Consider the following 26,742-nt stretch of genomic DNA (forward strand, 5'->3'; position numbering starts at 1 on the left):
CTGTGTCGTCAACGCAGAGCTTTGAGCCCCGATCGGATGCGTTTCAGCAGCGGCACGTCCGGTTCTTCGGTGGCCAAGGCCGCCTCGACCGGGGGCAGCTCCGCGCCGGGACTGCGTTGCGGCAGCTCACCCTCCGTCGCGCGGTTTTTCTGGGTACGCCGAGCCGGGCTGGCCGGCTTTCGAGCGATCTGTGCCTTACGGGGTGGTGTGGCGGGGCCGGTCTTTGGACCCGCGGGCGCGGGTTCCGCCGCGACCGGCCCGTCATCACCGTCCACTGTGACCAGACCGGCTGCGGCGAGCCGGCGCAGCTCCAGCAGCGTGGTGTACCCCGCCCGCCCGAGCAGCCGGGCGATCTCGGCGGCGGTGCGCTTCCCGTCGGCGTGCACCACCAGCTCCCACTGCGCGGCGGTCAACGCCAGGCGGGGCACGGGCGCGCGAAGCACGGGCGTGATCGGCGCACTGTCCACCGCGGACCCGGGATGCGCCTCGTCGAGTTGCTTACGCCGGCGGGTCACCTCTCGGCCGAGTACCGCCGGGTCGACCCGGCACACCCCGCCGAGCGGGTGCGTACCGCCGGGCTCGAACCGGACCCGGGCCGGCGTGGGGGAGAGCACGAAGAAGGCGGCGTCGTAGAGCGCGCCGAGCACGCACAGCTCCAACTCGCCCTGGGTCAGGTGGCCCTGCGCGACCAGCTGCGCACCGGCGCCAGTGTCCGAGGTGCCGGTCACCACGGTGTGCCAGACGTGCGGCGGCACCCGCCCGGACGCGGTCAGCAGCTCACCCGCGTCGGGCGTCGAGGGCGACTCGGCGTAACTGACCAGCCCGCCGGCCAGGTACAGCGTGCCGCCCGGCTCGCCCTCCACGTACAGGGCGCCGGTCTCAGCGGCACCGGCGAGTTGGGTGAGCACCCGTCGGGGCAGGACCGCACGACCGGACTTCACCGGCACTCCTCACGAGGCTGTGGTGGCTACGGGGCGACGTTCAGCGTCCAGCGCCCGACGCGGGCGCCGGTACGGCCGCGGAGGCGGCGACGAGGTTGTCGGCGAGAAGCTGCAGCTTTCTTCGGGCGATCGCGAGGTTGGCGACGCTGCGATCCAGCCATAGGTAGAGCACCAACCGGCTGTCGAACTGCGTGTGTACCTGCCGAAAGATGTGGTAGCCACCGAGCGTGGTGACGATGATGTCCTCTACGCGGTCGCCCGGCCGGGTCGACGCGAATGGCGCCCGGTTGACGGCTGTGTTCACGACCTCTGAGGCGCCCGCCCAGGCGCCGTCCGGATCCTCCGCGGGCGCCCGCCCAGCGGTGCCGAGGGCGAAGCCAGAGCTGTAGTCGACGAGGCCCGTCCCGATGGCGCCGGGGATGGCCATGGCCTGCACGAGGCAGTCGTCAATGCCGGACACGTGCGCTCCTCCGCCCGAAGGAAACTCCGGCGACCGCTCCGGCCTGGTGGTCGTCGAACTTCGAGCATCGTGGGTGGACGGCCGGCACCGCTGCCGACCTGCTTACCTTCCGCCTCGGCGGACGCTACTCGCCGCTATTGGTCATTGCCATAGCCGTCACGGTCGGCGATCGGCCAGCAAGTCTCGACTGATCGGCGGTTGTGCGGCCGGCGGGACTTGGAAGCTCGGCGTAACCTAAGCGTCACTTTGACTTCGTCGGTACGGTGACAACGGAGGTGCGACCCATGGGCAGCCAGTGGGAGAACCTGGTCGTTGACTCTCAGGACCCACCGCGACTGGCGCGCTGGTGGGCAGAGGCGCTCGGCTACCAGATCACCTACGAAAAGCCCGACGAGGTGGAGATCCGCCGCACGCCCGACGCGCTGCCCGGCCTGATCTTCGTGGCGGTACCCGAAAGCAAGACCATCAAGAACCGCCTGCACATCGACCTGCGCCCCTCCGATCAGGAGGCCGAGGTGGAGCGCCTGGTCAACATGGGCGCCCGGCACGTCGACGTGGGCCAGGGCGACGACGTGAGTTGGGTCGTGCTCGCCGATCCCGAGGGAAACGAGTTCTGCGTGCTGCGCCAGCGCGGCTAGCTCATATATGTCCATTTCGTGCTACCCTGCGCAAACGGCGCAATTAAGGGTAAGGCGGACATAGTGGGCTTCGATCCACAGAACCTCTACGGCGTGGTGCTCGCGGGCGGCTTCGGTACCCGACTCTGGCCGCTCTCGCGGCAGGGTCGTCCCAAGCAGTTCATCGACCTGCTCGGCGGTGGGCGGTCGCTGCTGCAGCAGGCCGTCGACCGGGTCGTCGACATCATCCCGCTCGACCGCGTCCTGGTCGTCACGACCGAGCGGTTCGCCGCCGACGTCGCCGCCCAACTGCCCGACCTGGCACCGGAAAACATCATCGCGGAGCCGTGCGGCCGCGACACCGCGCCCGCCATGGGCGTCGCCGCCGAGATCGTCTCCGCGCGCTGCCCGGACGCCGTGGTCGTCAACCTCCCGGCCGACCACTACGTCGCCGACGGGGAACGCTTTCGCGCCGCGCTGCTCACCGCCGCCGAGGCCGCGTACGACCATCCGGTGGTCGCCGTGCTGGGCGTGCCACCCACGTTCGCCAACACGGGACTCGGGTACATCGAGGTGGGCGCCGACACCATCGAGGTAGGGGACCGGACGCTGCTGGAGGTGGCCCGGTTCACCGAGAAGCCCGACGCGGCAACGGCTCGCGCGTTCGTCGACTCTGGACGGTACCTGTGGAACGCCAACTACTACACGTTTCACGTCGACACGTTCCTCGCCAGCCTTGCTGAGTACGCCCCCAGCCTGTACCGCGCGCTCGCCCCGTTGCGCGGCACCGCTGACAGGGCCGCCATCGCCCAGGTGTACGCCACTGTGGAGGCGGCGCCGGTCGACACCGCGATGACGGAGAAGGCGTCCAACATCTACGTGCTGCCGGCCGACTTCCGGTGGAGCGACGTCGGCAACTGGAACGAGCTGTACGCGGTGCTCGCCGACGGTTGGGCCGAGCCCGACGGCACCGTGGTGGTCAGCCCGCGCCCCGAGCTGATCATCGGCATCGACGCGTCCGACAACCTCGTGCTGCAGGCCACGCCGCGGCCCATCGCGCTGGTCGGCGTCCGTGACAGCGTGGTCGTCGACCTCGACGACGGGTTGCTGGTCGCCGGCCGGGCCCAGATCCAGGACATCCGCCAGGTCGTCGAGCGCCTCGCCGAGGTAGCCCCCGCATACTGCTGACCCCCTCTTCGTGATCAGGGCGTCCCTCAAGCTGCCCTAACGCCTTCAGGGACGCCCTGATCACGAAGGGGCAGGGCTAGGCTCCTGGAGTGAGTCGGGATTCCGAGCGCCTCGTCTTCGAGCCGCCCAAGGACACCGGGTACGGGCGCAGCCCGTACGAGCGAGACCGTGCCCGGGTGCTGCACTCGGCGGCGTTCCGGCGGCTCGCCGCGAAGACCCAGGTCCACACGGCCGGGTCGGACGACTTCCTCCGCACGCGGCTCACCCACTCGCTCGAAGTGGCGCAGATCGCCCGCGAGATGGGGGCGCGGCTCGGCTGCGACCCCGACGTGGTGGACACGGCGGCGCTGGCGCACGACCTGGGCCACCCGCCGTTCGGGCACAACGGCGAAGACGCCCTGGACAAGGCAGCGCGGGACTGTGGCGGGTTCGAGGGCAACGCGCAGACCCTTCGGGTACTGGCTCGGCTGGAAGCCAAGGTGGAGGGTGCCGGCCTCAACCTGACGCGAGCCTCCCTGGACGCCACCTGCAAGTACCCGTGGCGGCGCCGGCCCGGCCAGCGCAAGTTCGGCGTCTACGCCGACGACGCCGCGGTGTTCGACTGGGTGCGCGCCGGCGCGCCGGGCGAGACCCGGTGCCTGGAAGCCCAGGTCATGGACTGGGCCGACGACGTGGCGTACTCGGTCCACGATGTCGAAGACGGCGTCCACGGCGGCTACATCGCGTTTCGCGGGCTGCTGGACGACCGCGACGAGCGGGCCGGCCTGTGCGCCGACGTGGCCGAGGCGTACTCCGCCGAGTCCGCCGCCGACCTCGAAGAGGCGCTCGTCGACCTGCTCGCCGATCCGGTGCTCGCGCCCCTGTCGCGGTACGACGGCAGCCACGGCGCGCTGGCCGCTCTCAAGGGCGTCACGAGTGTCCTCATCGGCCGGTTCGTGGCGGGAGCCGTCGAGGCGACCCAGGAACGTTTCGGCGACGGTCCACTACGGCGGTACGCGGCCGATCTCGTCGTGCCGCGGGCCGTACGGGCACAGTCCGCGCTGCTCAAGGGCATGGCGCTGCGATACGTCATGCGCCGGCCGAACGCCGAGCATCGATACGTCGAGCAGCGCGAGATCCTCACGGAGCTGGTCCGGGCGCTTACGATCAGGGCGCCGGACGGACTCGATCCGGTATTCGAGCCGCTGTGGAAGGCCGCTCCCGACGACGCCGCGCGGCTTCGCGTGGTTGTCGACCAGGTGGCCTCCCTGACCGACCCGGCGGCCGTAGCCTGGCATCAGCGGTTGACGGGAGGCTGACATGCCCACGTTCGTGATCATCGGTGCGTCCCTCGCGGGCGCGAAGGCGGCGGAGACGCTACGCGCCGAGGGCTTCGACGGGCGGATCGTGCTCGTCGGCGAGGAGACCGAGCGGCCGTACGAGCGGCCGCCACTGTCCAAGGGGTACATGCTCGGCAAGGAGCCGCGCGACAAGGCGTTCGTGCACGACGAGTCCTGGTACGCGGAGCACGACGTCGAGCTGATGCTGGGCCGCCGGGCCACCAACCTCGACGTCGCCGCTCGCACCGTCACGCTCGACGGCGTGGTCGAGCTGGCGTACGACAAGCTGCTGCTCGCCACGGGCTCCCGGGTCCGCACGCTGTCCGTGGCGGGCGCCGAGCTGAGCGGCGTCCGCTATCTGCGCACCGTCGACGAAGCCGAGACGCTGCTCGAACGGCTCCGCGCCGGTAACCAGGTGCTCGTCGTCGGCGCCGGCTGGATCGGGCTGGAGGTAGCCGCCGCCGCCCGCGAGCACGGCTGCCCGGTCACCGTGGTCGAGCTGGACTCGCTGCCGCTGCGCCGCGTGATCGGCGACGAGGTGGCGGCCGTCTTCCGCGACCTGCACGTGGCACACGGGGTCGAGTTCCGGTTCGGCGTCGGGATCCGGGAGTTCGGTGGGCTCGGTGGCCGGGTCACCCACGCGGTGCTCGAAGACGGCACCGAGGTGCCCACCGACCTGGTCGTGGCGGGCGTCGGCATCCGGCCCGCCACCGAGTTGGCCGAGGCCGCCGGGCTGGCCGTCGACAACGGCGTGGTCACCGACGCCGCGCTGCGTACTGCCAACCCCGACGTGTACGCGTGCGGCGACGTCGCCTCCTTCGAGCACCCGCTGATCGGCGAGCGGATCAGGGTCGAGCACTGGTCGAACGCGCTCAACGGTGGCCCGGCCGCCGCCCGCTCGATGCTCGGCCAGGCGGTCAGTTACGACCGCGTGCCGTACTTCTTCACCGACCAGTACGACCTGGGCATGGAGTACGCGGGCTGGGCACCCCAGGGCTCGTACGACTCCGTCATATTCCGGGGCGACGTGGCGGGGCGCGAGTTCGTGGCGTTCTGGGTCAAGGGCGGCCGCGTCCTCGCCGGCATGAACGTCAATGTCTGGGACGTCCAGGACGACATCCAGGCCCTGGTGCGCGCCGGCTTCGCCGGCCAGCCAATAGACGAGACCCGTCTGTCCGACCCCTCCATCCCCCTATCGTCCCTCCTCCCGTAGCCCCACCCGCCGTCCCCACCCGCTCTCCCGCCGTCTCTCTTCCGTCGATCAAGGGCGAATGCACGTGGTTGGATCGCTTTTCCGCGTGCTTTTGCCCTCGATCGATGCAGTTGCCCTTGATCGGTGGTCCGGGCCGGCGGCGGTGACGCCGCGAAGTGGCACGGCTACATCGCGCAGTTCCCCCTCCCGTGGCTGGCGAGAGCTTGATACTCTGCCGCCGACTCACGGCTACGGCTGCAGCGACACAGGGGAGGTCATCTCGTGTCTGACAGTGGCATGAAGGGTCGTGTCAAGGGACTACTCGGAGGGCCATCTGGAATGAGCGAGACTCTGGAGCAGGTGGCCGTCGCCGCAGCCGACCCCGTCGCGCAGCAGCACCAGGCCCTGCAGGTCCTCACGCTGGCGCAACGCACCGCCGAGGAGCACGTCGCCAGCGCCCGGCGCGAGGTCGAGCGGATCCGCGCGGACGCGCAGGCCAGCGCGGAGCAGATCATCCGCGAGGCGCAGGCTAACGCCCAGGGCCTCCAGCAGGAGGCCGAAAAGGCGTTGTCGGCCGCGCACGCCTCGGCCGCTCAGATCGCCCGCGAAGCCCAGTCGCGCTCCGACAAGGCGCACCGCGAGGCGGAGACGATCCTTTCCGAGGCGCGCACCAAGGCCGACGACATGGCCAAGCACGCACAGGTGTCCGCCGAGGAGCTCAGGCACCAGGCCGAGCAGAAGTACCAGGACGTCGTCGGCAGCCTGGCCGCCAAGCGGGAGGCGCTGCAGCGGCAGATCGAGGCACTGGAGAGCTTCGACCGGGAGTACCGGACTCGCCTCACCTCGTTCATGCAGAACCAGCTCCGCGCGCTCTGGGTCGACGAGCCCCAGGTCAACGCCGAGGCCATCGAGGAGCCGGCGCCCGCCGAGCCCGAGGCCGACCCGACCCCGACCAGCCCCGTCCCGTCCCAACGCGCCACCACCGCCGCCTAACAGCGCGCCCTCCGCGCCACGGCCGCGCCGCGCTACGGCCGCGCCGCGTCTACGCGGCGTCCGCGCCGCGGTCTCTCCGCGCCGATCAAGGGCGAATGCACGCGGTTGGATCTCTTTTCCGCGTGTATTTGCCCTTGATCGATGGACTTCTCCTTGAGCGGCGTCGTCGAGCCAGGCGTTGCGGCGATCTGTCAGGCTCCGGCGCGCGACCCAGCGTTACACCCACGGCCATCGAGATCTTGAGCGACGTCGAGACCGGGGGCCGCGGTCGTCAATCCAACCGACCGTGCCACATCCAGCATTCGCTTGTCGTATGTGACCAGCGAGTTCAACGCGGATCCAATGATCTGCGCGCTCGCGACGTGGATCGCGCCGAGGGCACGTGCGCCAGCGGGACGCCGGGCGGCGGCGTCGCGTACCTCGTCCGTCACGACGTTGGTGTACCTACATCGTCGCGGACCGGCGGGCGTCCACTTCGATTTCGATCTTCATGCGCGGGTCGGACAGGCCGCACATCAGCATGGTCGCCGCCGGGCGGACCTCGGCGAAGTACCGGCGCAGCGTCGGCCAGCAGGGCTCGAAGTCGTCGCGGTCAGGCAGGATGTACCGCACGCGCACCACGTCGGCGAACGTGCAGCCGGCCTCGGCCAGGGCCGCGCCCACGTTGCGAAGGCACTGTTCGGCCTGCTCGACGACATCGTCCGAGATCGTCATCGTGGCGTAGTCAAAGCCGGTAGTGCCGGACACGTGTACCCGATCACCGTCGACCACGGCCCGCGCGTACCCGATCTGCTCCTCGAAGGTCGAACCGCTCAAGATCGCCCGCCGTTCGCTCATGCGACGCACCCTAGCCGTTTCTCTACCGGTCGCAACGGCGTTGATCACACTTGTGGAACGCGTGACGCCTCTGGCTTTCGGCGGGTTCAAGTACGAGTACCGGGTCGTGACCCGCCCCGAACCGGCGATGGCGCCGATCCTGCTGCTCGGCGGCGCGTTTCAGGACAAGCAGTCCTGGCTGCGGCACGAGGCCCTGATCGGGCCGCTCGCGTCCGTGGTGACCGTCGACCTGCCGGGCGCGGGGGCCGCGGACTACCTGCCCGCCGGGTACGGGCTGGAGTTTCTCGCGGACGCGCTACACCACATGATCGTCGAGGAGGGGCTGCCGCCGCTGAACGTGATGGGCGGCTCGTACGGTGGCGCGGTCGCGTACCGGCTGGCGCAGCGCCATCCCGCCGACGTGCGCCGGTTACTGCTGTGCGGTACCGCGTTGGACGTGCCCGACGCGACCCGGGCCCGCGCCGCGGACACCGTGGCGCTGCTGCGCCGCGGAGCCATGGACGACTTCGTGCGTGCCACGCTCGCGCTCTTCCTGTGCCAGGACTCCGACCGTGAGATCCGCCGGCAGGCGGCGGTGGCTCGGCTGCTGGAGCGGCAACTCCGCGCACTGACCCCCGAAGACATCCGGAAGTACGTCGCCAACACCGAACGGGTGCTCGCCGCCCCGCTGCCCGCCGGTGCGCCGCCGGCGGTGCCGACGCTGCTGGTCACCGGTGAGCACGACTCGTTGACGACCGCGTCGATGTGCCGGGCGACGGCGGCGCGCTGTCCCGACGCGCGGTTCCTGACCGTGCGGCAGGCGGATCACCTGATGCCGCTGCAGCGGCTGGACGAGTTCGTCGACCTGATGCTCCGCTTCTTCGGCGACCGCACCCTCCACGACCTGCCGTACCGGACTCCTCCCGCCGGCCACGACCAGCCGGCGCGGACGGCGGCGGCGTAGGAAAACCGGAGCGGCGTCGCGAGGGAGCACGCTAGCGTCGTGGCTTGTGTCGCGTACCGTTTCGCTGACCCTCGTCGATGGCGAGGGATCGCCGGCAGGCTCGCTGCCGCCCTTCGAGGTTGATCTCCCGTACTGGCAGGAAGTCGCCTGCGTGGTCCGCGGCGCCCGCGAGCGGTACGGCGTCGACGTGACCATCCTGCGCCTGCTCGCCGCCGAGCGGCCGGTGCCGCATGGCGGGCCCGTCACGTACCTCGCGCAGGTGGGCGAGGCGCTTGACGGGTACCGGCCGGACCCGGTCGCGCATCCGCACCGTGCTCCCTACGCGTGGCCGGGCGGTCCGGCGGCGAGCCTGCGATGGGCCGCTCGCGTGCTGACCGATCTGGGCTACGGCGCGGTGTCCGATGTGGAGCAGCACCGCACGTGGAACCTGTCTGCGATCTGGCGGCTGGGCACGCCCCGCGGCCCGGTGTGGCTCAAGCAGGTGCCCCGGTTCTTCGCGCACGAGGCAGCGGTTCTCGCGTGGATCGCCGACCGGGCGGGGGAGCGGCTCGTGCCCCCGCTGCTCGCGGCCGGTGACGACGGGCGGGCGCTGCTCGCTCACGTCGAAGGCGATGACCTGTACGGCGCGGGCATCGCCACCCGTGACGCCATCGCCGCCGACATGCACCGCATCCAACTGGCCACACTCGACAACGAGGCCGAGTTGCTGGCCACGGGTGTGCCGGACCTGCGCGCGGCACCGCTCTGCGACTGGGTAGCCGGCGTCGTGACACGTCATGGCGGCGGTGATACCGGCCTGCGGGCGCTCGTCGACGACCTACCCGCCCGCCTCTCCACAGTGGAGTCCTGTGGCCTGCCCGACACGCTCGTGCACGGCGACCTGCACCCCGGAAACGCGCGCGGCACCAGCGAACGGCGCACGCTCATCGATTGGGGCGACTCGTTCATCGGGCATCCGGCGTTCGACATACTGCGGCTGACCGAGGGCGTCGCGTCGGCCGATGCCACGCATCTCATCGGGGCCTGGGCGGCGCGCTGGCGTGAGGCGGTGCCCGGCTGCGATCCCGAGAGGGCCGTCGAGTTGCTCCGGCCGGTCGCCGCGCTGCGCATGGCCGCCGTCTACGCGAACTTCATCGACAACATCGAGCCGTCGGAGCACCCGTATCACGCCGCCGACATCCCCGCCTGCCTGAGCGCCGCCGTCTCCCCTCCGTGATCAGGGCGTGGGGGGCGGGGGGTCGGGGAGCGTGGTGCGGAGGTCGGCCGGGGCGTTTTGGCGGCGAGCCTGGGCGACGAACGGGAGCGCCAGCGCCGACAGCACGCCGGAGATGAGGTACGAGGCGGGATAGCCCCACACGTCGGCCACCCGCCCCAGCACGGGCTGCGCCGCGATACCGCCGCTCGACGACATCAGCGAGTCGAACGACAGGATCGTGGCGCGCTGCTGCGACGGGATCATCCCGTTGATGTACGCCTGGCGCACGGGCGTGACGGCCGCGAACAGCAGCGCCCACACGACGATCAGTGCGATGACCGCCCAGAAGTTCGTGACCAGCCCGATGAGCAGTACGGCCACCGCGGCGATCGCCTCGACGACCAGCAGGGCCGTGGTGCGGCGCGGGAAGATCCGGGCGACCTGCGGTGTGAGCAGCCCACCGAGGATCTGCGCGCCAGCGACGATGGCCGCCGCGAGACCGGCGATGCCGTACGCCTGCGGGTCGCCCCAGAGATCGAGCAGGTACGGCTGGAGCGCGTAGAAGACGTAGATGCTGACGCCACCGGTGAACGGCGCGGCCAGCATCAGGTACCGCACCGCCGGCACCCGCCATCCGTACCGTACCGAGTTGGCGGCGATGTTTCGCACCCTGTCAATCGGTCCGGTGCCGCCGATCGGCCCGGCGCCCCGGCTCGGCGTGAACCCTATGTCGCGCATCAGCACCAGAGCCACCACGAACATCACCAGCAGCACACCCGCCCGGAGCACGAAAGGCACACCCAGGTTGGTGAGCTGCGCGATGTACCCGCCGGCCACCGAACCGGCGAGCATTCCCGTGCCGCTGATGACCTGTCCGCGCGCGAAGACCGACTCCAGCGGCCCGGTGTATCCGGTCGCGGTGAGCGCGTCGACCAGCCACGCCTCGACCGCGCCCGAAAAGAACGTGAAGCCGAGCCCCAGCAGCAGCGACACGACAGCCCACTGCCAGAACGGGCCGTTCACCTGCCAGAGCAGCACGTACAGCCCGGTGGACGCGGCCAGCGTGACCGTGCCGAGCAGGAAGGACGCTCGCCGCCCCCACACGTCGGCGACCACGCCCGTCGGTACCTCGAAAAGCACCATGCCGGCGGTGAAGAAGGCGTTGGCCGCGAACGCCTCCAGGTTCGACAGCCCGGCGTCAAGCAGGAAGATCGTGTTGATCCCCCAGATGAGCGACGCGGCCAGGGTGTTTCCCAGCTGGAGTGCGTAGTAGGTGTACCGGACCGACTTCGCGGTGGCGATGACCGTTCTCCTCTCAGCTCCGGCGGCGCAGCGCCGCCTCCGCCATCATCACCCCGGCGTGGCCGCCGCGCGTCCACCCGTGGCCACTTGCCGCCATTGACGTGAAGAGGCCGCGCCGCCGTCTTCCCGCCAGCGGCCGACGCTGCCATCGTAGATCAACAATGTCGGCGCCCTGGGGAGGACGAATGAGCCGTCCAGCGTGGTTGCGAGCCACGGTCGCGAGTGCCGTACTGGTGCTCGGGTTACCTGTTGTAGCGGCAGCACCCGCGTCGGCGGCGCCACCGCCACCCGACGTCGCGCCCTCTTACGGGGCATCCAAGCCGATCGGCGAGGTCACACTCGTGACCGGCGACGTGGTGACCGTGGGTGTCGAGCCGAACGGCGCGTTCAGCGCGGAAGTGACCGCGCCCGCGCCCCGGCCGAACGGCCGCGCGGTGGTGTATTCGACGGTGCGCGAGCACGACTCGCTGTACGTGTACCCGTCCGACGCGATGGCGCCCGTCGACGAGGGCCGGCTGGACCGTCGCCTGTTCGACGTGGCGTATCTGGCGAGCAACGGGTACGCGGACAAGGCGTCGAAGACGCTGCCCGTGATCGTGCGGTACCCAGCGACCGCGCGTTCCGACCTGAGTCGCCGCGCGGACGACCTGCCCGCGAGCGCCCGCACCGCCACGCTCGCCACCGTCAACGCCGCCGCCGTCGAGGTCGAGAAGCCGGAAGCCGAGAAGTTCTGGGCGTCGGCGCTTTCGGGAGTCGACAGCCTGTGGCTGGACGGCCGGGTCAAGGCCGACCTCGCCGAGAGCGTGCCCATGATCGGCGCGCCCCAGGCGTGGGCGTCGGGGTACGACGGCTCGGGCGTGACCGTTGCCGTGCTGGACACCGGCGTCGACGAGAAGCATTCCGCGCTGGCCGGCAAGGTGGCGGCGACCCGCAGTTTCGTGCCGGGCCAGACGGTGCAGGACGGAAACGGCCACGGCACCCACGTGGCGTCCACTGTGGCCGGTGTGGATGAGAAGTACAAGGGCGTCGCTCCGGGCGCCTCGCTGATCGTGGGCAAGGTGCTCGACAACGCCGGTAACGGCAGCGAGTCGCAGATCATCGCTGGCATGCAGTGGGCCGTGGACCAGGGCGCCGACGTGGTGAACATGAGCCTCGGCGGCTGCTGTACCGACGGCACCGACCCGATGAGCCAGGCGGTCAACAGACTGAGCGCGCAGTCAGGGGCGCTCTTCGTCATCGCCGCCGGCAACAACGGCGCCTACGGCAACCGCACCATCGGTGCACCTGGTGTCGCGGCGTCCGCGCTCACCGTGGCAGCCGTCGACAAGCAGGACCGGACCGCTCCATTCTCCAGCCGTGGGCCCCGCTTCGGCGACTTCGGCCTCAAGCCGGACATCGCCGCGCCCGGCGTCGCCATCACCGCGGCGCGCGCCGACGGCACCGCGGCCGGGCCGGTGGTCGACGGGAAGTTCACCACGATCTCCGGCACCTCGATGGCGTCGCCGCACGTGGCGGGCGCCGCCGCGATCCTGGCCCAGCGGCATCCAGACTGGACCGGATCACGCCTCAAAGAAGTCCTCATGAGCACCGCCAAGGACAACGGCGCGGACGTCTACGAGCAGGGCGCCGGGCGGGTCGATGTGGCGCGCTCCATCGGTCAGGGCGTGTACGCGACCGGAAGCGTCGACTTCGGACGGATCGCGTACGACCAGGCGTCCCCGGTGACGCGGACGGTGACGTACACCAACGACACCGGCGAGCCGGTCACGCTCAGCCTTGAGTCGTCGGTCAGCGCGCGCACGGGACCCGCCCCGGCGGGTGCGCTGCGGCTCGATCGCACCACCGTCACCGTGCCGGCGCACGGCTCGGCCCCGGTGGTGGCCGCGTTCAACCCGGCCGGTGGCCCCGACACCTGGTACCAGGGCAAGATCCGGGCGCGTGCCAACGGTGTCGAGGTGACCACGGCGGTCGGTGCGTTCCGCGAGATGAAGAAGGTCGACCTCACCCTGCGGGTGATTCCGCCGGATGGCGCCAGCCAGCTCTTCTACGGCGGCTGGGTGCTGCTGCGGATCGACGGGCGCGACGAGGTGCCGGTGTTGGGCGAGACCGCCGAGGTACCCGAGGTGAGCGGCGAAATCTACGCCGGCCGGTACGCGGTGCGCACGTTCGTCGAGTGGCGCGACGCCAGCGGTGCGCCGAACGCCGCGCTCGTCGCCGCACCCGACGTGGACGCGCGCAACGACACCACCGTCGTGCTCGACCTGCGCAAAGCCAAGCGGATCGGCGCGGACACGCCCCGCCCGACCGAGCGGTACGTGCACCAGTTCGGCTTCGAGAGCACCGTGGCGGGTGGTTGGGCTCGCGCCCGCGTCGAAATCCGCATGTACGGTGCCATGACACTGTGGACACTGCCGACCGTCAAACCCAAAGTCGGCTCCTTCTACGCGTACAGCCAACAGGTCCACATCACGCCCCGGCTGTCCATGCGGATCGCCGGCCGGCACACCACGCTCGACGCCCGGTACCAGACGCCGAACGCCGCGGTCAGCGACGACAAGATCCTGCGGTTCGACGGGCGGCACACTCTCCCAGTCGTGTACGCCGGACGCGGCACCCCGGAAGACATCGCCGGGCTGGACCTGCGTGGCAAGCTGGCGCTTCTCGACCTCTCCGACATCTGCGGGTTCACCTGCACCGACTACGGCACCGCCAGGGTGCGCGCGGTCGCCGCGGCTGGAGCGGCTGGTGTCGCCGGCTTCGGCTCGGCGGGGCGTGGTTTCCTCGACCCCGACCCGTACGCGGCCCGACCGACCTGGCCCGCGCATCCCGTGCCCACCGTGAGCCTGGCGGCCGAACAGGGCCGGGCGTTGCAGGACGCGCTGACCCGCGGCCCCGTCAGCGTGGACATCACCGGCTCGGTGGACCCCGAGTACGTGTACGCGCTGACGTACCCGTGGGAGGGCCGTATTCCCAAGTCGTTGAGCGGTCGCGTCGCCGGCGACGAGCTGTACCGGATCGACAACCGCATCCACGCCGACGGGCCCGCCAAGGCCACCTTGAGCTGGAGCGCCAGCCTTCCCGAACTCAGCTATCCGAAGCGGGTCGGCAACGGCAACGACCTGCCGGTGCGGGCGCCCAGCGAAATCACCACCTACTACGGGCCCGTCAGCCGGAACGTTGGCTGGTTCCACGGCGCGATGGTGTCGTACGACGCGGCGCCCGGGATCGTCCGGCCGGGCGGCTGGGCGGACACCAAGATCGAAGAATTCACCCGACCCGGGCACCGTGTGGAGGAGTGGGGCGAGCATCCGCTGGTGCCAAACACCAGCCAGTACACGTCGAGCACCGCCGACTACTTCACCCGCACCTGCCTGTCGTGCCGCAACGGTGACATGTTCAACCCTGTACACGTGCTCGACAACGACGGCCTGGGCAGCGGCTACCAGGCATACGACATCTCCAACGGGTACTACGGCGACGAGCAGACCGAACTGCGCCTGTACCGTGACGGCGTCGAGGTGCCGCGCCAGCAGGGCCTCGTCTGGATCGCGCCGCCGTGGTTCGCTTACGTCAACGCGTACTTCATGCTCCCGCCCGAGCGAGCGAACTACCGGCTGACCGAGCGGCACCCGACGCTGGCAGGCGCGCAGCGCTGGGCGCGAACCGTCGAGACAGAGTGGACGTTCACCTCAGAGCGACCAAAGAGCGGCTACACGTCGACCGCGGACGGCGCGAACTGCATGGGCTGGTACATGACGTGGCCCAGGCCGAACGACGTCTGCCAGGCCACGAGCCAGCTCTTCGTGGGGTACGACCTGGGGCTGAGCCTGGACAACACGTTGCGGGCGGGCAAGGCCCACCGGATCACGCTGAGCGCCGCACACAGCCCATTCCTGAAGCCGGCGCCGAAGGTGAGCAAGCTGGAGCTGTGGACCAGCGTCGATGATGGAGCACATTGGACACAGGTCCGGACGGCACCGGTGGGCGGTGGCCAGTACACGGCGACGGTGAGGCATCCGGCGCTGACCGACACGACGGGTGCCGTGAGCCTGCGCGTACGCGCGGTCGACGCCGCCGGCAACACGGTCACCCAAACAGTCCACCGCGCCTACGGCCTGACCTGATCTGCCCCGATCTTGAGGGAGCCGCCGAAGCGGTGGGCGGCTTCCTCAAGGTCGGTCGGGCCGTACATCGAGAAGGACACGCGTAGGTGCCGCGTGCCGCCACCGTCCACATGGAAGCGTTCGCCGGTCGACATCCCGACGCCCCGCTCCAGAGCGCGCCGCGCCACCGCCGCCGCGTCCGGTACTCCCAGCCACAGAAACCACCCACCCGCCGGCACCGTGAACTCGACGCCGGGCGCCGCCGCGCGCAGCGCACCAACAAGCGCGTCCCTGCGCAGCCGGTACGCCTCACGGAGCGCGGACACGTGCGCCTCGTACCTGCCCGTAGTGGCGAACTGAGCCAGCGCCATCGCCGACGTGTGGTTGACGCAGCCTCCACTGTCGACGTACCCGCGGCCGGCGAGACGCCGCACGAATCCCGCCTCCGCCGAGAGGTAGCCGAGCCGGAGGCCAGGCGCGATCGTCTTGGCGAAGGAGCCGAGCCGCACCACGCCCGCCGAGGCGAGACTCCACAACGATGGTGGGGCCGGGCCGTCGTACGCCAGCTCGCGGTACGTGTCGTCCTCGACGATCGTCACGCCGTCGAGAGCGTCGACCAGCTCACGCCGGCGAGGCACCGGCATCGAGGCGCCTGACGGATTGTTGAACGTCGCCACCGTGTACAGCATGGGCACCCGTCGTCCGGCGGCGCGCAGGTCGCCGACGAGCCGCGCGGTGGCCGCGGGGTCGATGCCCTGCGCGTCGGTGGGTGCGGCACGCAGCTCGACGCCGCGGTCGGTGAGGATGCGCAGCGCCAGGTGGTACGTGGGCGAGTCGACCAGTACGACGTCGCCGGGTCGGGTCAGGACGGTGGAGACAAGTTCGAGGCCCTGTGAGGCGCCGGCTGTCACGAAGAGTTCGTCCGGTGAGGGCGCCCGGCCGTCGATCGCGCCGATGTGGACGGTCAGCCACTCGATCAGTGGACCGGGCCCGTTGGCGTACCCGTAGGTGAGCGCCGTCCACCCGGCGGCGCGTATCGCTTCCGATGTGGACTCCGCCCACGCCTCGACTGGGAGCAGGGTGGGGTCGGGGTGGCCCCAACCGAGGTCGAGCACCCCTTCGGCCCCGGTGTACTGGATCACGGGCAGCATAAGACATTGTGACCTATTTCACCGAGCCGCTGACCGGTGACTCAGGGAGACCGATGTGACTGATGTGCCCGATCTGACCACTACGCGTGGGAGATTCGTAAACGCCGAGTAATCGATTACTTACTGTGACAGGTCGCTTGCTCTGGTGGTCTGGTGTTGCCCGCCGTGTGATCCATACGGTCCACGCCCATGGCGTCATTCCCCCGTTTCGTCCGGCCGGTGCTGGTCCTCGCGACCGCTGCGGTCTGTGCGGCCGTACCCCTGACCACCCACGCGGCCACCGCCTCCTGCACCGTCGACGACAAGCTCGTCAACTCGTGCCGGCCATGGCTCGGAGCCCGCGCCAACGACTATCCGGACGTGTCGTCGGACCAGAAGGTCCAGCTCGAATTCCACGAGAAGCGGATCGGCCGGCAGGTCGACATCGTGCACACGTTCGCTCCGGTCGGGAAGCTGCCGCTGTCGAGCTCCAGCGACAAGTACTTCGCGCTGCGCGCCGACACCTACCTGTACCAGAACTGGAAGCCGGTCAGCCGGTGGAAGGACGCCGGCGGTGGCAACGCGAAGGTGAACGCGTTCATCGACAAGGCGGCCGACGCCATCAAGTCGCTGGGCGGCAAGAAGATTTTCCTGACCCTGCACCACGAGCCCGAAAACGACGTGACGTCGGCCGGTTCGTGTGACACGAAGTCGAGCGCGTCTGGCGGCACCGCGGCCGAGTACCGGCAGATGTGGAAGAACGTCCGCACGCGGTTCGACGCCAAGGGTGTCGACAACGTCGTGTGGGTGATGGACTACATGAACTACAAGCGCTGGGACTGCCTGGTTCCGCAGGTCTACCCGGGCGACGCCTATGTGGACTGGATCATGTTCAACGGCTACGGCTCGGGCAGCAAAGCCAACTTCGTCACCGACGTCGACCGGTTCTACAAGCTGCTCACCTCGCTGTCCACAGCGGACCGGAACCTCGTCTCGAAGCCCTGGGGCATCGTGGAGTGGGGCGTGCATGACGCACCCCAGTCGACGGCGATCGCCTACTACGGGCAGGCCGCGGCCGCGCTGGCGACCGACCGGTTCCCGCGACTCAAGGCGTACATGATCTTCGACTCGCCGGGAACCCACGACCAGGGCGGCCTGCGGATCCGGTACGACGACAAGGGCCGCTCCGACACGGCCGAGCAGGATGCCTACCGGAAGTTCGCCAACTCGGAGGCGTTTGCGCAAGGCTGAACCACATGGCGCGTTCCTATGTGGTGACCGGAGGCGGCCGGGGTATCGGCCGTGCGATCGTCGAGCGGCTGCTGGGCACCGAAGACACCGTGGTGGCGATCGAACTCGATCCGGCGGTGCTCGCCTCGGTTCCCGAGCGGGTGATTCCGGTGACCGGCGACGCAAGCGACGAAGCGGTGACAGAGCGGGCGGCCGACCTCGCGGAGGCGGCCGCCCCGCTCGCGGGTTGGGTCAACAACGCGGCCACGTTCCGCGACGCCTGGCTCCACGAGACGCCCGCCAGCGAGGCGCTGAGCCTCGTGGATCGCAATCTCGCTCCGGTACTGGCGGGCTGCGCCACCGCGATCCGGCGGTTTCGTGACGCCGGCACCGGAGGCGCCATCGTCAACATCTCGTCACACCAGGCCCAACGGGCGGTCCGCGGCGCGATGGCGTACGCGACCGCGAAGGCGGCCACCGAGGGGCTCACCCGGGCGCTGGCCGTCGACTACGGCCCGGACGGCATCCGGGTCAACGCGGTGGCGCTCGGCTCGATCGCGACCGAGCGGTACGCGGACTATCTCGCCGCTCAGGAGCCCGACGAGGTGGCGCGGATCGGCGCGGAGATGGGCCGGCTGCACCCGCTCGGCCGGGTGGGGCGCATCGACGAGGTGGCCGCCGCCGTCGCGTACCTGCTGTCGGGTGAGGCGAGCTTCGTCAACGGCGCGGTGGTGCCGGTCGACGGCGGCCGGTCGGCACAGGGCCGCGACCCTGAGGAAGCCTGACGGCGCGACCCCAAAGAAGCGTGATTCACACGTCGACCGGGCCGCCCGTGCGCCAGTACAGGCCACCCTCGCGGCTCATCAGACCCTCGTCGATGAGGTATCGGCGCAGCGCCACCCAGTCCGTCTCGTAGAACGCGCGCAGCACCGCGTCGACCTCGCGCTCGGGTAACTTGACTCCCGGCTCGAACGCGCGTGCGATGTGCTCCAACAGCACCCGCCGCTTGCCCGCCTTGGCCGGTATCGACACGAGCCGCCCGTCTCGCAGGAACGTACGCAGCACCTTCTCCTGATCCGCGTCCACCGTTCCACGCTACCGCCAACTCAGATGGCGGCGGCCTGAGATACCTTCCACTCGCCGTCGACCGGCACCATCGTGAGCACCACTCGGTTCTGGTCGACCTTCTCGCCGGACGTGTTCACGTTGCGCCGGTACTGGTTGAGATAGAGCAGCAGTTCGACCTTGTCGCTGCCGGCGCTGACGACACCCGTCGACGACACTTCGGCCAGGACGACCGCCTGCTCCGTCGTGGCGGTCTTTTTGAGCGCGGCTGTCGTCTCGGCGTACTCGTCGGCGAATGTGCCGGTGACGAAGAGCTTCCCGTTGGCCACGCTCGCGTCGAACGTGCGGTAGTCGTACGAGAAGATCGCCTTGGCCGCGGCGGGCGCGGCGGCGAGCGACTGCCGGACCGCCGCGGACTTGCCGTCGGCGCGGTGGTGCCCGATCCAGCCGGCGACCGCGATACCCGCGGCGAGCACGGCGGCTACGGCGAGCGCGGGAACGATGCGAACGCGCACGGTGTCCCTCCTTATCCGACGAACTGGAGCTTCGACACGAGCCACGCGCCGGACTTGCCGTCGCGCGTGACGTCGACCTGGATGCGGTAGTGCGACGCCCGGCCGTCCGGCGTCTTCACGTTCTTGACGGTGGCGTCGATGGCGACCAGCACGACGGCCGAGCGGCGGTCGCCGGAGACCAGGCCGGCCCGCAGCACGGTGCCGCGCGACTCCACCTTGTTTTCCACCACGGCGGTGCGCACCTGGGCCTGCCCGCGCGTGAACTCGTCCTTGAAGTCGCCGGTGGCTCCCGCGACGATCCGCTGCAAGTCACGGTCCACACTGGACGCGCTGACCGACACGAAGTTGACGGACGTCTGCTTGGCCGCCGCGAGGGCCCGCTGATGCGCGTCGTCGAGCGCACGGTCCTGGTACCACTGATATCCGGACAGGATCGCGGCGGCGAGTGCCAGCGCGAGCGCCACGGCGGCGCCGATCAGAGGCAGCCGCCAGCGCCGCTTCGGCGGCTCCTCGTCCGATACCGGCTCCTCGTCCAGGTGCGCGAGGAGCGCGACCGGGTCGTCTTCCGCGCGCGGCAGCCGGCGGACGATGGCGCGCCGCTGCCGCACGGCGGCAGCGTCAGTTCCCTTGACCAGGCGCAGCATGCGCTGGTCGCGTGTCGTCGGCATGGTCGCCTCCTGATGTCCGTCGGTACTCACGGGGCTATCTCGTTCATGGGGCAAGACCCGAGAGGAGAAGCTGCTTCCAGGATTGGTCGCCCGCCATCTGGTACTGGCCACCCGTGCCCCCGAACCACAGTGGAGCGCCGCCGTCTTCCGTGACGACACCGGTCTCCGGGTCGGGCTGCGCCGGCTCCCGCCCACCGGGCCGTGGTGCGTTGCCGGTGCCGCGCACGCTGTCGCACCGCGTCGACCCCTGGTACTTGCACGACGGCGGATCGTCGATGTTGACGACGAGTCCAAGGTGGGCGGTGCCGTCGCCGGGCGTGACGGTGAAACCACCGGCCACCGCCAGCGGGTACACCACGAGGATCTGCTCGATGCCGGGCAGCCGGCGGGCGGCGATGCCGTTCACCGTCACGAGGTTGCCCAGCAGCGTGCCGATGGTGGGTTCGAGGTCGCGCAGCAACGCCACGAGCTCCGTGGCCGCGGGTGGTGCGGTCGTGAGGAGCTTGCGCAGGTCCGGATCGGCCGCCTTGAGCGTGGCGGACAGATCGGCGAGCCCCTTGGCCCAGCGCCGGATGGCGGCCGCCGACTCCGCCTGCGTGGTGAGCACGGTGCGGCCGTCCCGGATGAGCGCCACCGTCTGCGGCAGGTTGGCGACCGCGTCGGCGAGCAGCGCGTCGCTCGCGTCGAAGATGGTGCGCAACGCGGCCTCGTTGCCCTCGAACGCGATGCCCAGCTCGTCGATGACCACACCCAGGTCGTCGGGGTCGACCGAGCGCACCAGCGTGTCCAGGTTGGACAGTAGAGTCTCGGCGGCGATCGGCGTGCCGGTGCGGTCGCTCGGTATCACCGAGCCGTCGCTCAGGTACGGGCCGCCGTCCTGGTTCGGCCGCAGGTCCAGGTACTGCTCGCCGACCGCGGAGCGCTGGGCCACCACCGCGCGCAGGTCGCTCGGCACCCGTACCCCTTGATCAAGCCGAAGGTCCGCGCGGACGCCGCCCGCGTGCAGCCGGACGCCGGTGACCCGCCCGACGGGGGAGCCCCGATAGGTGACCGGCGCGTTGGCGAAGATGCCGCCCGCGTCGGCGAAGTCGGCGTGCACGATGTACCCGCGCCCGCCGATTCCCACATAGCGCACGGCGACATACGTCACGCCGAGCACGCTCACCAGAAGGAACGCGAGGAGCTGAAGCTTCGTACCCGTTCGGATCACGGCGTCAGCCCTCCGGTGAGCACGTCGGTGAGGCCGCCAACCACGCCGTCCACCGCGCCGGTGACGGCGCCGAGAAGGCACTGTGCGGTGAGGACGGTGCCTTTGGGCAGCTTGGTGCCGGCGGGAAAGACCGTGCCGGCGGGCACCAGACCCTCGGCGGGAATGAGGAGCCCGCCCAGTGGCACCGGTGAGCCAGGAGCCAGCAGCTTGCAGCCGTCGGGCAGCTTGCACTCCTTGGGCGGCACCCACTCCGGCGGCAGGATGCCGTCGAGCGGCAGGCATTCCAGCGGAAGCTGACCGGGGAGCGAGGGCGCGAGCGTGCCGGGTTTCGGAGTCTTCGTGGTGCCGCGCGGCGTGGTCGTTGCCGTCTTGCCGGCCTTGCTGACGCGAGGCCCGGCCGCCACGAGGTTCGCGAGGATGGACGCGGCGTCGAGGTCGGCGGTGATGGCGAGGTTGACGAAGTCGCCGACGATAGCGCCCGTCACGTTCGGCGGAAACGGGTAGGTCAGCAGGAAGTCGAGGGACTGCGGCAGGTCGTCGCCGGCCTTCACGAGCTGGTCGAGGATGGGACGCAGCGCACGCAGGCTGGCGACGGTGTCGGCTTTGCTCTCGTTGACCACGCGGGTGCCAACGGTGCCCAGCTCGCCCAGAGACTTGAGGGCGCCGGTGAGTTGGGTGCTCTGGTCGGCCAGCACGGTGATGCCGGGCCCGAGCGCGTCGAGGGCGTCACCGATGACCGCTCGCTGCTGCACAAGCCGCCCGGTGAGCCGGTCGAGCGCCTCGATGGCGCGCACCAGGTCCGCCTTCTGCTTGTCCAGGCCACCCATGAACTCGTCGAGCTGGTGCAGCGCGTCGCGCGCGACGGGCTCACGGCCGTCGAACGCGGTGGCGAGCTCCTGGTTGATGGTCTTCAACTGGGCGAGACCGCCGCCGTTCAGCACGAGGCCGAGCGCGGCCAGTACCTCCTCGACCTCGGCGGAGCGGCGGGTGCGGGCCAGCGGGATGACTGATCCGTCAGTCAGCTTGCCGCGCGCCGCCTCGGTGGTCGGCTTGGCCACCTCGACGTACTTCTCGCCGAGCAGGCTCGTCTGGCGCACCGCGGCGGTGGCGTTCGCGGGCAGCTGGACCTTCCGGTCGAGCCGCACCCGCACCTTGGCGGTCCACCCCGACAGCGAGATCTTCTCGACGCTGCCGACGGTGACATCGTCCACTTTGACCGACGAGTGTGGAACGAGGTCGAGCACGTCGCTGAACTCGACGGTGACCCGGTAGCCGTCGGACCTGTCGACGACGCCGCATCCGCTGGCGAGCGCGAGCAGTACCGTCGCGGCGGCGACCGGGGCCTTCATCGCCCGCCTCGCAGGATGCCGCCGAGGGTGAGATCTGGAGCCACGTCGGAACCGGCCGGCGCCGGGGAGGCCTCCGGAGTAGGGACCGTACTCCGTGAAGGGGCGCCGGCCGGTAGTTTGAGGAGCTTGCGGAGCTGGTCTGTCATGGGCAGCTTCTTGGCGTTGAGAGTCTGCGCGAGCGCGAAGCACTTGTCTGACACCTTGCCCGCCGGCAACAGGTCGACCATCAGCGAACAGACGAAGCTCGCCGGGTCGTACGGTCCCATCACGTTGTCGCGGGTGTCCAAGGTGCCCGAGCGCGGGTTGTACGCCAGGTTCAGGTTCGACAGCGCCAGCGGTGCGACGTCGAGGATGTTGATGACCGCCTGCTGCTGGCGTACCAGTACACCGGTGATGTCCGCGAGAGCGTCCACATTCGACACTAGCTCGGTGCGGTTCTGCTTGAGAAACGTGGTGACGTCGGCGAGTGCGGTGGACAGGCTCCGCAGCGCGGCGGTCAGCTCGTCACCCTCCGCCGCCAGCTGCTCGGACACCCCGGCGAGCTGCTGGTTGAACGAGCGCACCTGCGCGTCGCTCTGGGCCAGAGCCGTGGTGAACTTCTGGAGGTTGCCGACGGTGCCGAAGAGATCCTGCCGGCCGTCGGCGAGCGTGTCGAGCGCCTGTGAGAGGCCGGCGAGCGTCTCGTGCAGGTTCTGGCCGTTGCCCTCTAGGTTGGCGCGGCCGGTGGCCAGCAGGTCGCTCAGCGCGCCGTCCTTGTTGGCGCCCTCCGGACCGAGCGCCTTGTTGAACTCGTCGAGGGCCTGGTAGATCTCGTCGATCTCCATGGGCGCCGCTGTCCGGCTGATCGGCAGGTCAGCCCTGTCGGCGAGGGTGGGCCCGCTCGAGTACGCCGGCGTGAGCTGGACGTACCGGTCGCTGACCACGCTGGGCGGGACGATGATGGCTTGGGCACCGGCCGGGATGTCGTATTCGCGGGCGTACCGCATCTCGACCCGCACCGTGCGCCCCTCGGGTACGACGGCGGTCACCTCGCCGATCTTCACGCCGAGCACCCGCAGGTCGGATCCTTCGTGCACACCCACGACGCGAGTGAAGTGTGCGACCAGCCGCCGCTGGGGTTCGCCGTTGGCCAGTACGACCACCGCCCCGGCGGCGGCGACGGTCAGCGCCACGCCCGCGGCTATCCGGGTACGCCAAGCCATCAGCGGCCTCCCGTCGGGGTGTACGGCTGCAGGAGCCCGCTGACGTAGGAGTCGAACCAGCGGCCGTTTCCGACCACGTTCGCGAAGGCGTCGAGGAACGGGCTCATCTTCTCGATCGACTGCTCCAGGTTGTCGCGGTTGCGCTGGAGGATCGCCACGACACCGCGCAGCTCCTTGAGCGCCGGCTCAAGCTGCGCGCGGTTGTCGGAGACCAGCCCGGACAGCTGCACCGACAGTTCGTTGGTGCCGACCAGCAGCTCGTGGATGGCGTCGCGCCGCTTCCTGACCTCCCGCAACAGCGCGTCGCCATCGGTCACCAGCTTGCGGAACTCGTCGTCGCGTTCGGCCAGTACCTGCGTAACAGTGTGCGCCCGGTCGAGCAGCTGGCGCAGTTCGGCGTCGCGGCTGGCGATCGTCTGCGACAGCCGGGACAGCCCGTCGAGCGACGACTCCACGCTGGACGGTGTGTCCGTGAACGCCTGGCTGAGCGTGGTGAAGGCGGTCGCGAGCTGCTGGCTGTCGATCTGGTCGACGGTGTCGGCAAGCCCGGTCACCGCCTGCAGCACGTCGAACGGTGACGCGGTGCGGTCGAGCGGGATCTCGTCGCCCTCCGGCATCCGCCCGTCGCCGGCCGGTGCGAGCGCCAGGTACTTCTGGCCCAGCACGGTCTTGATGCGGATCGTCGCACCGGTCCCGGTACCCAGGCGGATGCCGTCGTCCTCGACCCGGAAGCCGACCCGCACATACGTGGTCGTGCCGTGCCGGGCGAGGTCCACATCGGTCACCTTGCCGACGCGCACGCCCGCGACGCGTACCTCGTTGCCGGGCGCCAGCCCGCTCGCGTCCCGGAAGGCCGCCTGGTACCCGCGGGCGCCGAGCGCCGCGATCTCGTCGATCCGGAACGCGATGACCACCGAGGCCACCAGTACCGTCAGCCCGATCGCCCCGACCACGACCGGGTTCCGCTCCCGGAACGGCTTCATCGCGCACCTCCGGGTGCCGCGCAACGGGCGGCCGGCGAGCTGAGCGTCGCGGGGTTCAGGCTCTGGTTGCCCACCGTCACGCGGCCGTCGAAGTCACACAGGTAGAAGTTGAACCACGAGCCGTACGACGCCACCCGGGTCAGCGCCTCGTACCGTCCCGGCAACTCCCCGAGCGTCTGGTCGATGACGGCTGAGTTGCGGTTCAGCGTGCCGGCGAGCGTGTCGAGCGATACCACGTCGTCAGCGATGGCCGGTCGGGCGTCGTGCAGCAGGTCGGCGGTCGCACCGGTGAGGTCGGCGAGACTGTCCACCGCGTCGCCGATGGCCACCCGGTCGGCCGCGAGGGCGCTGACGAACTGCTGGAGCGATCCGATGGTCTGGTCCAGCTCCTGGTCGCGACTGGCCAGAGTGGACAGCACCTGGTTGAGGTTCGTGACCACGCGGCCGATCACCGCGTCGCGGTCGGCGAGCGTGTTCGTCACGGACGCCGTGCGCCGCAGCAGGCTGGCCACGGTGCCGCCCTCGCCTTGGAGCACCTGGATGATCTCGTACGCCAGCTTGTTGACGTCGTCGGGTGTGAGCGCGGTGAACAGCGGGCGGAACCCGTGGAACAGCGCGGTCAGGTCGAGCGCGGGTGAGGTCTGCGCCAGCGGTATCAGCGCGTGCGGGCGCAGCGGCCGGCCGTCGCCCGGGCCCTCGCTCAGCGCGATGTACCGCTGGCCGACCAGGTTCCGGTACCGGATCTTCGCCAGCACGCTCGTGGCGAGCGGCACGTCGCCGTCCACTGTGAACGTCACCTCGGCGACCGAGTTGTCGACCACCCGGATGTCGCGCACCTGGCCCACCCGGACACCGGCGATGCGCACGTCGTCGCCGTCGAGCAGCCCGGTCACGTCGGAGAACCGGGCCCGGTACGTGGTGCCACCGAAGTCGAACGAGCCCAGGGTGCTCGCGAGCGCACCGGTCAGCAACACCGTGACGGTCGCGAAGATGAGCAGCTTCAGCAGCGGCTTTCCGGTCTTCATGGCGTGTTCACCACCGCTCCACGCAGCAGCGGTCCCCATAGGAGCACCGCGATGTCGGGTACCTCCACGGGGAGCGTGCCGGTGGCCGCGCCCACGATCGGCTTGAGCACGTCCTTCTCCTCGGTCGTGCCGGCGACGCCCATGTCGGGGCTCTCGGTGACGCTTGGCAGGCCCACCGGCAGCTTCACCGGCGACCGGCTCCCGCTGTAGTCATAGCCGTCGTCGATGGGATATCCAGGTGCGGGCTGCTTGGGGCCCGGCAACCCATGACACAGTGGACCGTCGTCGGCGCCATAGACCGGATCGTCCCGCCCAGCCTCGTACTTCCCACCGTCGCGCGTCACCTCCAGCGTGATGTGGAACCGCCCGTTCTCGAACGACTCCGCCACCCGAGGCTCCAGCGTCACCAGACCCTTCAACAGGCACGGGTACTCGGGCGCGTAGGCGGCCAGCAGCTCCAGTACCGGCCGGCTCACGTCGCCCAGCCGGATCAGCTGGTCGCCATGGCGGTTCAGGAAGACGCTGGACACGTCGGCGGCGCCGGTCGTGCTGGCGAACAGCGCGGCCAACTGCGTGCGCTGGTCGTACACCGTCGTGGCGGTCACTGTCACGTCGCGCAGGATCGACATCAGGTCCGGCAGCGCCGCGTCGTACGCGTCGACCACGGCCGCCAGCTTGCGTACGTCTTCGGCGATCACCGGCATCTGCGGGTTCAGCGCCTTCAGGTACTGGTCCAGCAGCACGAGGTTGTCGCCGACCTGCTCGCCCCGCCCCTCCAGCGCGGTGGCGAGCGCGCTCAGCGTGGCGGCGAGGCGGTCCGGCCGGATCGACTGGAGGAGCGGCAGCGCGTTGTCGAGCACCCGCTCCAGCTCGACGCCGTTGCGCGTGCGGTCCTGCGTGATGGTCGCACCGTCCCGGATCGGCGCGCCGGTCGTGGTGTCCGGTGCCGCCAGCGCCACGTACCGCTCGCCGAAGAGCGTCTTGGGCAGCAGCCGCGCGGTCACGTCGGCCGGAATCTGCGGCACCAGGTCGGGGTCGAGGGCCAGCTGCAGCTTCGCGCCGCTGCCGTCGCTGCTGATCGACCGCACGTCGCCCACGACGACACCGCGCAGTTTGACCTCGGCGCCACGGCTGAGCTGCATGCCGCTGCGGTCGGCGAGCAGCGTCACCCATGCGACCGAGGTGAACGCCTTGTTGTACTGGAGAACCGCCGCCGACAGGGCCGCCGTGAGCAAGGCGATGAAGACGATGCCGAGTACCCGATGCCTCACGCCG

24 protein-coding genes are annotated in these 26,742 nt (G+C 70.2%); 10 read left to right on the top strand and 14 right to left on the bottom strand.

Annotation, left to right across the window (positions count from 1 at the left end; all coding sequences use genetic code 11):
* Window positions 1–8 precede the first annotated feature (8 nt).
* Entirely contained in the window at window positions 9–941 is a 933-nt protein-coding gene (locus QMG73_RS31680; protein ID WP_281901789.1) for a DUF4388 domain-containing protein, read from the bottom strand.
* A gap of 40 nt (window positions 942–981) precedes the next feature.
* On the bottom strand, window positions 982–1,401 hold the full coding sequence (locus tag QMG73_RS31685; protein ID WP_281901790.1) for a hypothetical protein: 420 nt from the start codon (window positions 1,399–1,401) through the stop codon (window positions 982–984).
* A gap of 284 nt (window positions 1,402–1,685) precedes the next feature.
* On the opposite strand from QMG73_RS31685, the gene QMG73_RS31690 reads away from it, so the two are divergent.
* From QMG73_RS31690 to QMG73_RS31710, 5 genes are all read left to right on the top strand, one after another.
* On the top strand, window positions 1,686–2,039 hold the full coding sequence (locus QMG73_RS31690; RefSeq protein ID WP_281901791.1) for a VOC family protein: 354 nt from the start codon (window positions 1,686–1,688) through the stop codon (window positions 2,037–2,039).
* A 63-nt stretch (window positions 2,040–2,102) separates the two neighbouring features.
* Window positions 2,103–3,206, top strand: coding sequence for a mannose-1-phosphate guanylyltransferase (locus QMG73_RS31695; RefSeq protein ID WP_281901793.1), 1,104 nt, complete (start codon window positions 2,103–2,105; stop codon window positions 3,204–3,206).
* Between the two features lie 89 nt (window positions 3,207–3,295).
* Window positions 3,296–4,504, top strand: coding sequence for a deoxyguanosinetriphosphate triphosphohydrolase (locus QMG73_RS31700; RefSeq protein WP_281901794.1), 1,209 nt, complete (start codon window positions 3,296–3,298; stop codon window positions 4,502–4,504).
* Window position 4,505: 1 nt separating this feature from the next.
* Window positions 4,506–5,738, top strand: coding sequence for an NAD(P)/FAD-dependent oxidoreductase (locus QMG73_RS31705; RefSeq protein WP_281901796.1), 1,233 nt, complete (start codon window positions 4,506–4,508; stop codon window positions 5,736–5,738).
* A gap of 318 nt (window positions 5,739–6,056) precedes the next feature.
* Window positions 6,057–6,710, top strand: coding sequence for a DivIVA domain-containing protein (locus tag QMG73_RS31710; protein WP_281901798.1), 654 nt, complete (start codon window positions 6,057–6,059; stop codon window positions 6,708–6,710).
* 444 nt (window positions 6,711–7,154) lie between these two features.
* Here the strand turns inward: QMG73_RS31710 and QMG73_RS31715 are convergent, their stop codons facing one another.
* Window positions 7,155–7,547, bottom strand: a complete 393-nt coding sequence (locus QMG73_RS31715) for a RidA family protein (RefSeq protein ID WP_281901799.1) — start codon at window positions 7,545–7,547, stop codon at window positions 7,155–7,157.
* A gap of 61 nt (window positions 7,548–7,608) precedes the next feature.
* On the opposite strand from QMG73_RS31715, the gene QMG73_RS31720 reads away from it, so the two are divergent.
* Window positions 7,609–8,490, top strand: a complete 882-nt coding sequence (locus tag QMG73_RS31720) for an alpha/beta fold hydrolase (protein WP_281901800.1) — start codon at window positions 7,609–7,611, stop codon at window positions 8,488–8,490.
* Between the two features lie 46 nt (window positions 8,491–8,536).
* A complete protein-coding gene (locus QMG73_RS31725; protein WP_281901802.1) occupies window positions 8,537–9,706 on the top strand; it encodes a phosphotransferase family protein in 1,170 nt (389 codons plus the stop codon).
* Here the strand turns inward: QMG73_RS31725 and QMG73_RS31730 are convergent, their stop codons facing one another.
* Window positions 9,707–10,987, bottom strand: a complete 1,281-nt coding sequence (locus QMG73_RS31730) for an MFS transporter (protein WP_407676885.1) — start codon at window positions 10,985–10,987, stop codon at window positions 9,707–9,709.
* A gap of 185 nt (window positions 10,988–11,172) precedes the next feature.
* Here QMG73_RS31730 and QMG73_RS31735 point away from each other — a divergent pair, with 185 nt between their 5' ends.
* A complete protein-coding gene (locus QMG73_RS31735; RefSeq protein ID WP_281901806.1) occupies window positions 11,173–15,111 on the top strand; it encodes a S8 family peptidase in 3,939 nt (1,312 codons plus the stop codon).
* On the opposite strand, the gene QMG73_RS31740 is transcribed toward QMG73_RS31735, so the two are convergent.
* Window positions 15,096–16,241 (bottom strand): aminotransferase-like domain-containing protein, encoded by a 1,146-nt coding sequence (locus QMG73_RS31740; protein ID WP_281901807.1) that lies wholly within the window; start codon window positions 16,239–16,241, stop codon window positions 15,096–15,098. The two genes, QMG73_RS31735 and QMG73_RS31740, sit on opposite strands and share 16 nt — an antisense overlap.
* A gap of 189 nt (window positions 16,242–16,430) precedes the next feature.
* Here QMG73_RS31740 and QMG73_RS31745 point away from each other — a divergent pair, with 189 nt between their 5' ends.
* Both QMG73_RS31745 and QMG73_RS31750 read left to right on the top strand, forming a co-directional pair.
* Complete coding sequence (locus tag QMG73_RS31745) at window positions 16,431–17,471, top strand: glycosyl hydrolase (RefSeq protein ID WP_281901809.1); 1,041 nt, start codon at window positions 16,431–16,433, stop codon at window positions 17,469–17,471.
* A gap of 5 nt (window positions 17,472–17,476) precedes the next feature.
* Entirely contained in the window at window positions 17,477–18,235 is a 759-nt protein-coding gene (locus QMG73_RS31750; protein WP_281901811.1) for an SDR family NAD(P)-dependent oxidoreductase, read from the top strand.
* Window positions 18,236–18,260: 25 nt separating this feature from the next.
* On the opposite strand, the gene QMG73_RS31755 is transcribed toward QMG73_RS31750, so the two are convergent.
* The 9 genes from QMG73_RS31755 to QMG73_RS31795 are packed head-to-tail and all read right to left on the bottom strand — an operon-like array spanning window position 18,261 to window position 26,738.
* Window positions 18,261–18,536: a DUF2087 domain-containing protein gene (locus tag QMG73_RS31755; protein WP_281901813.1), complete on the bottom strand. Its 276-nt coding sequence runs from the start codon at window positions 18,534–18,536 to the stop codon at window positions 18,261–18,263.
* 20 nt (window positions 18,537–18,556) lie between these two features.
* A complete protein-coding gene (locus QMG73_RS31760; protein WP_281901815.1) occupies window positions 18,557–19,030 on the bottom strand; it encodes a hypothetical protein in 474 nt (157 codons plus the stop codon).
* Window positions 19,031–19,041: 11 nt separating this feature from the next.
* Complete coding sequence (locus tag QMG73_RS31765; RefSeq protein ID WP_281901817.1) at window positions 19,042–19,698, bottom strand: hypothetical protein; 657 nt, start codon at window positions 19,696–19,698, stop codon at window positions 19,042–19,044.
* Between the two features lie 43 nt (window positions 19,699–19,741).
* Entirely contained in the window at window positions 19,742–20,908 is a 1,167-nt protein-coding gene (locus tag QMG73_RS31770; protein ID WP_281901818.1) for an MCE family protein, read from the bottom strand.
* Window positions 20,905–22,257 carry an MCE family protein gene (locus tag QMG73_RS31775; RefSeq protein WP_281901820.1) on the bottom strand — a complete coding sequence of 451 codons (1,353 nt, stop codon included), beginning with the start codon at window positions 22,255–22,257 and terminating at the stop codon, window positions 20,905–20,907. The genes QMG73_RS31770 and QMG73_RS31775 overlap by 4 nt, the downstream gene beginning before the upstream one ends.
* Window positions 22,254–23,459 (bottom strand): MCE family protein, encoded by a 1,206-nt coding sequence (locus tag QMG73_RS31780; RefSeq protein ID WP_281901822.1) that lies wholly within the window; start codon window positions 23,457–23,459, stop codon window positions 22,254–22,256. Before QMG73_RS31780 ends, QMG73_RS31775 begins: the two co-directional genes overlap by 4 nt.
* A complete protein-coding gene (locus QMG73_RS31785) occupies window positions 23,459–24,442 on the bottom strand; it encodes an MCE family protein (protein WP_281901825.1) in 984 nt (327 codons plus the stop codon). Before QMG73_RS31785 ends, QMG73_RS31780 begins: the two co-directional genes overlap by 1 nt.
* Window positions 24,439–25,467, bottom strand: coding sequence for an MCE family protein (locus QMG73_RS31790; RefSeq protein ID WP_281901827.1), 1,029 nt, complete (start codon window positions 25,465–25,467; stop codon window positions 24,439–24,441). Before QMG73_RS31790 ends, QMG73_RS31785 begins: the two co-directional genes overlap by 4 nt.
* Window positions 25,464–26,738 carry an MCE family protein gene (locus QMG73_RS31795; protein ID WP_281901829.1) on the bottom strand — a complete coding sequence of 425 codons (1,275 nt, stop codon included), beginning with the start codon at window positions 26,736–26,738 and terminating at the stop codon, window positions 25,464–25,466. The genes QMG73_RS31790 and QMG73_RS31795 overlap by 4 nt, the downstream gene beginning before the upstream one ends.
* Between the last annotated feature and the right edge of the window lie 4 nt (window positions 26,739–26,742).

Source organism: Phytohabitans aurantiacus, assembly GCF_027923225.1.
GTDB lineage: Bacteria > Actinomycetota > Actinomycetes > Mycobacteriales > Micromonosporaceae > Phytohabitans > Phytohabitans aurantiacus.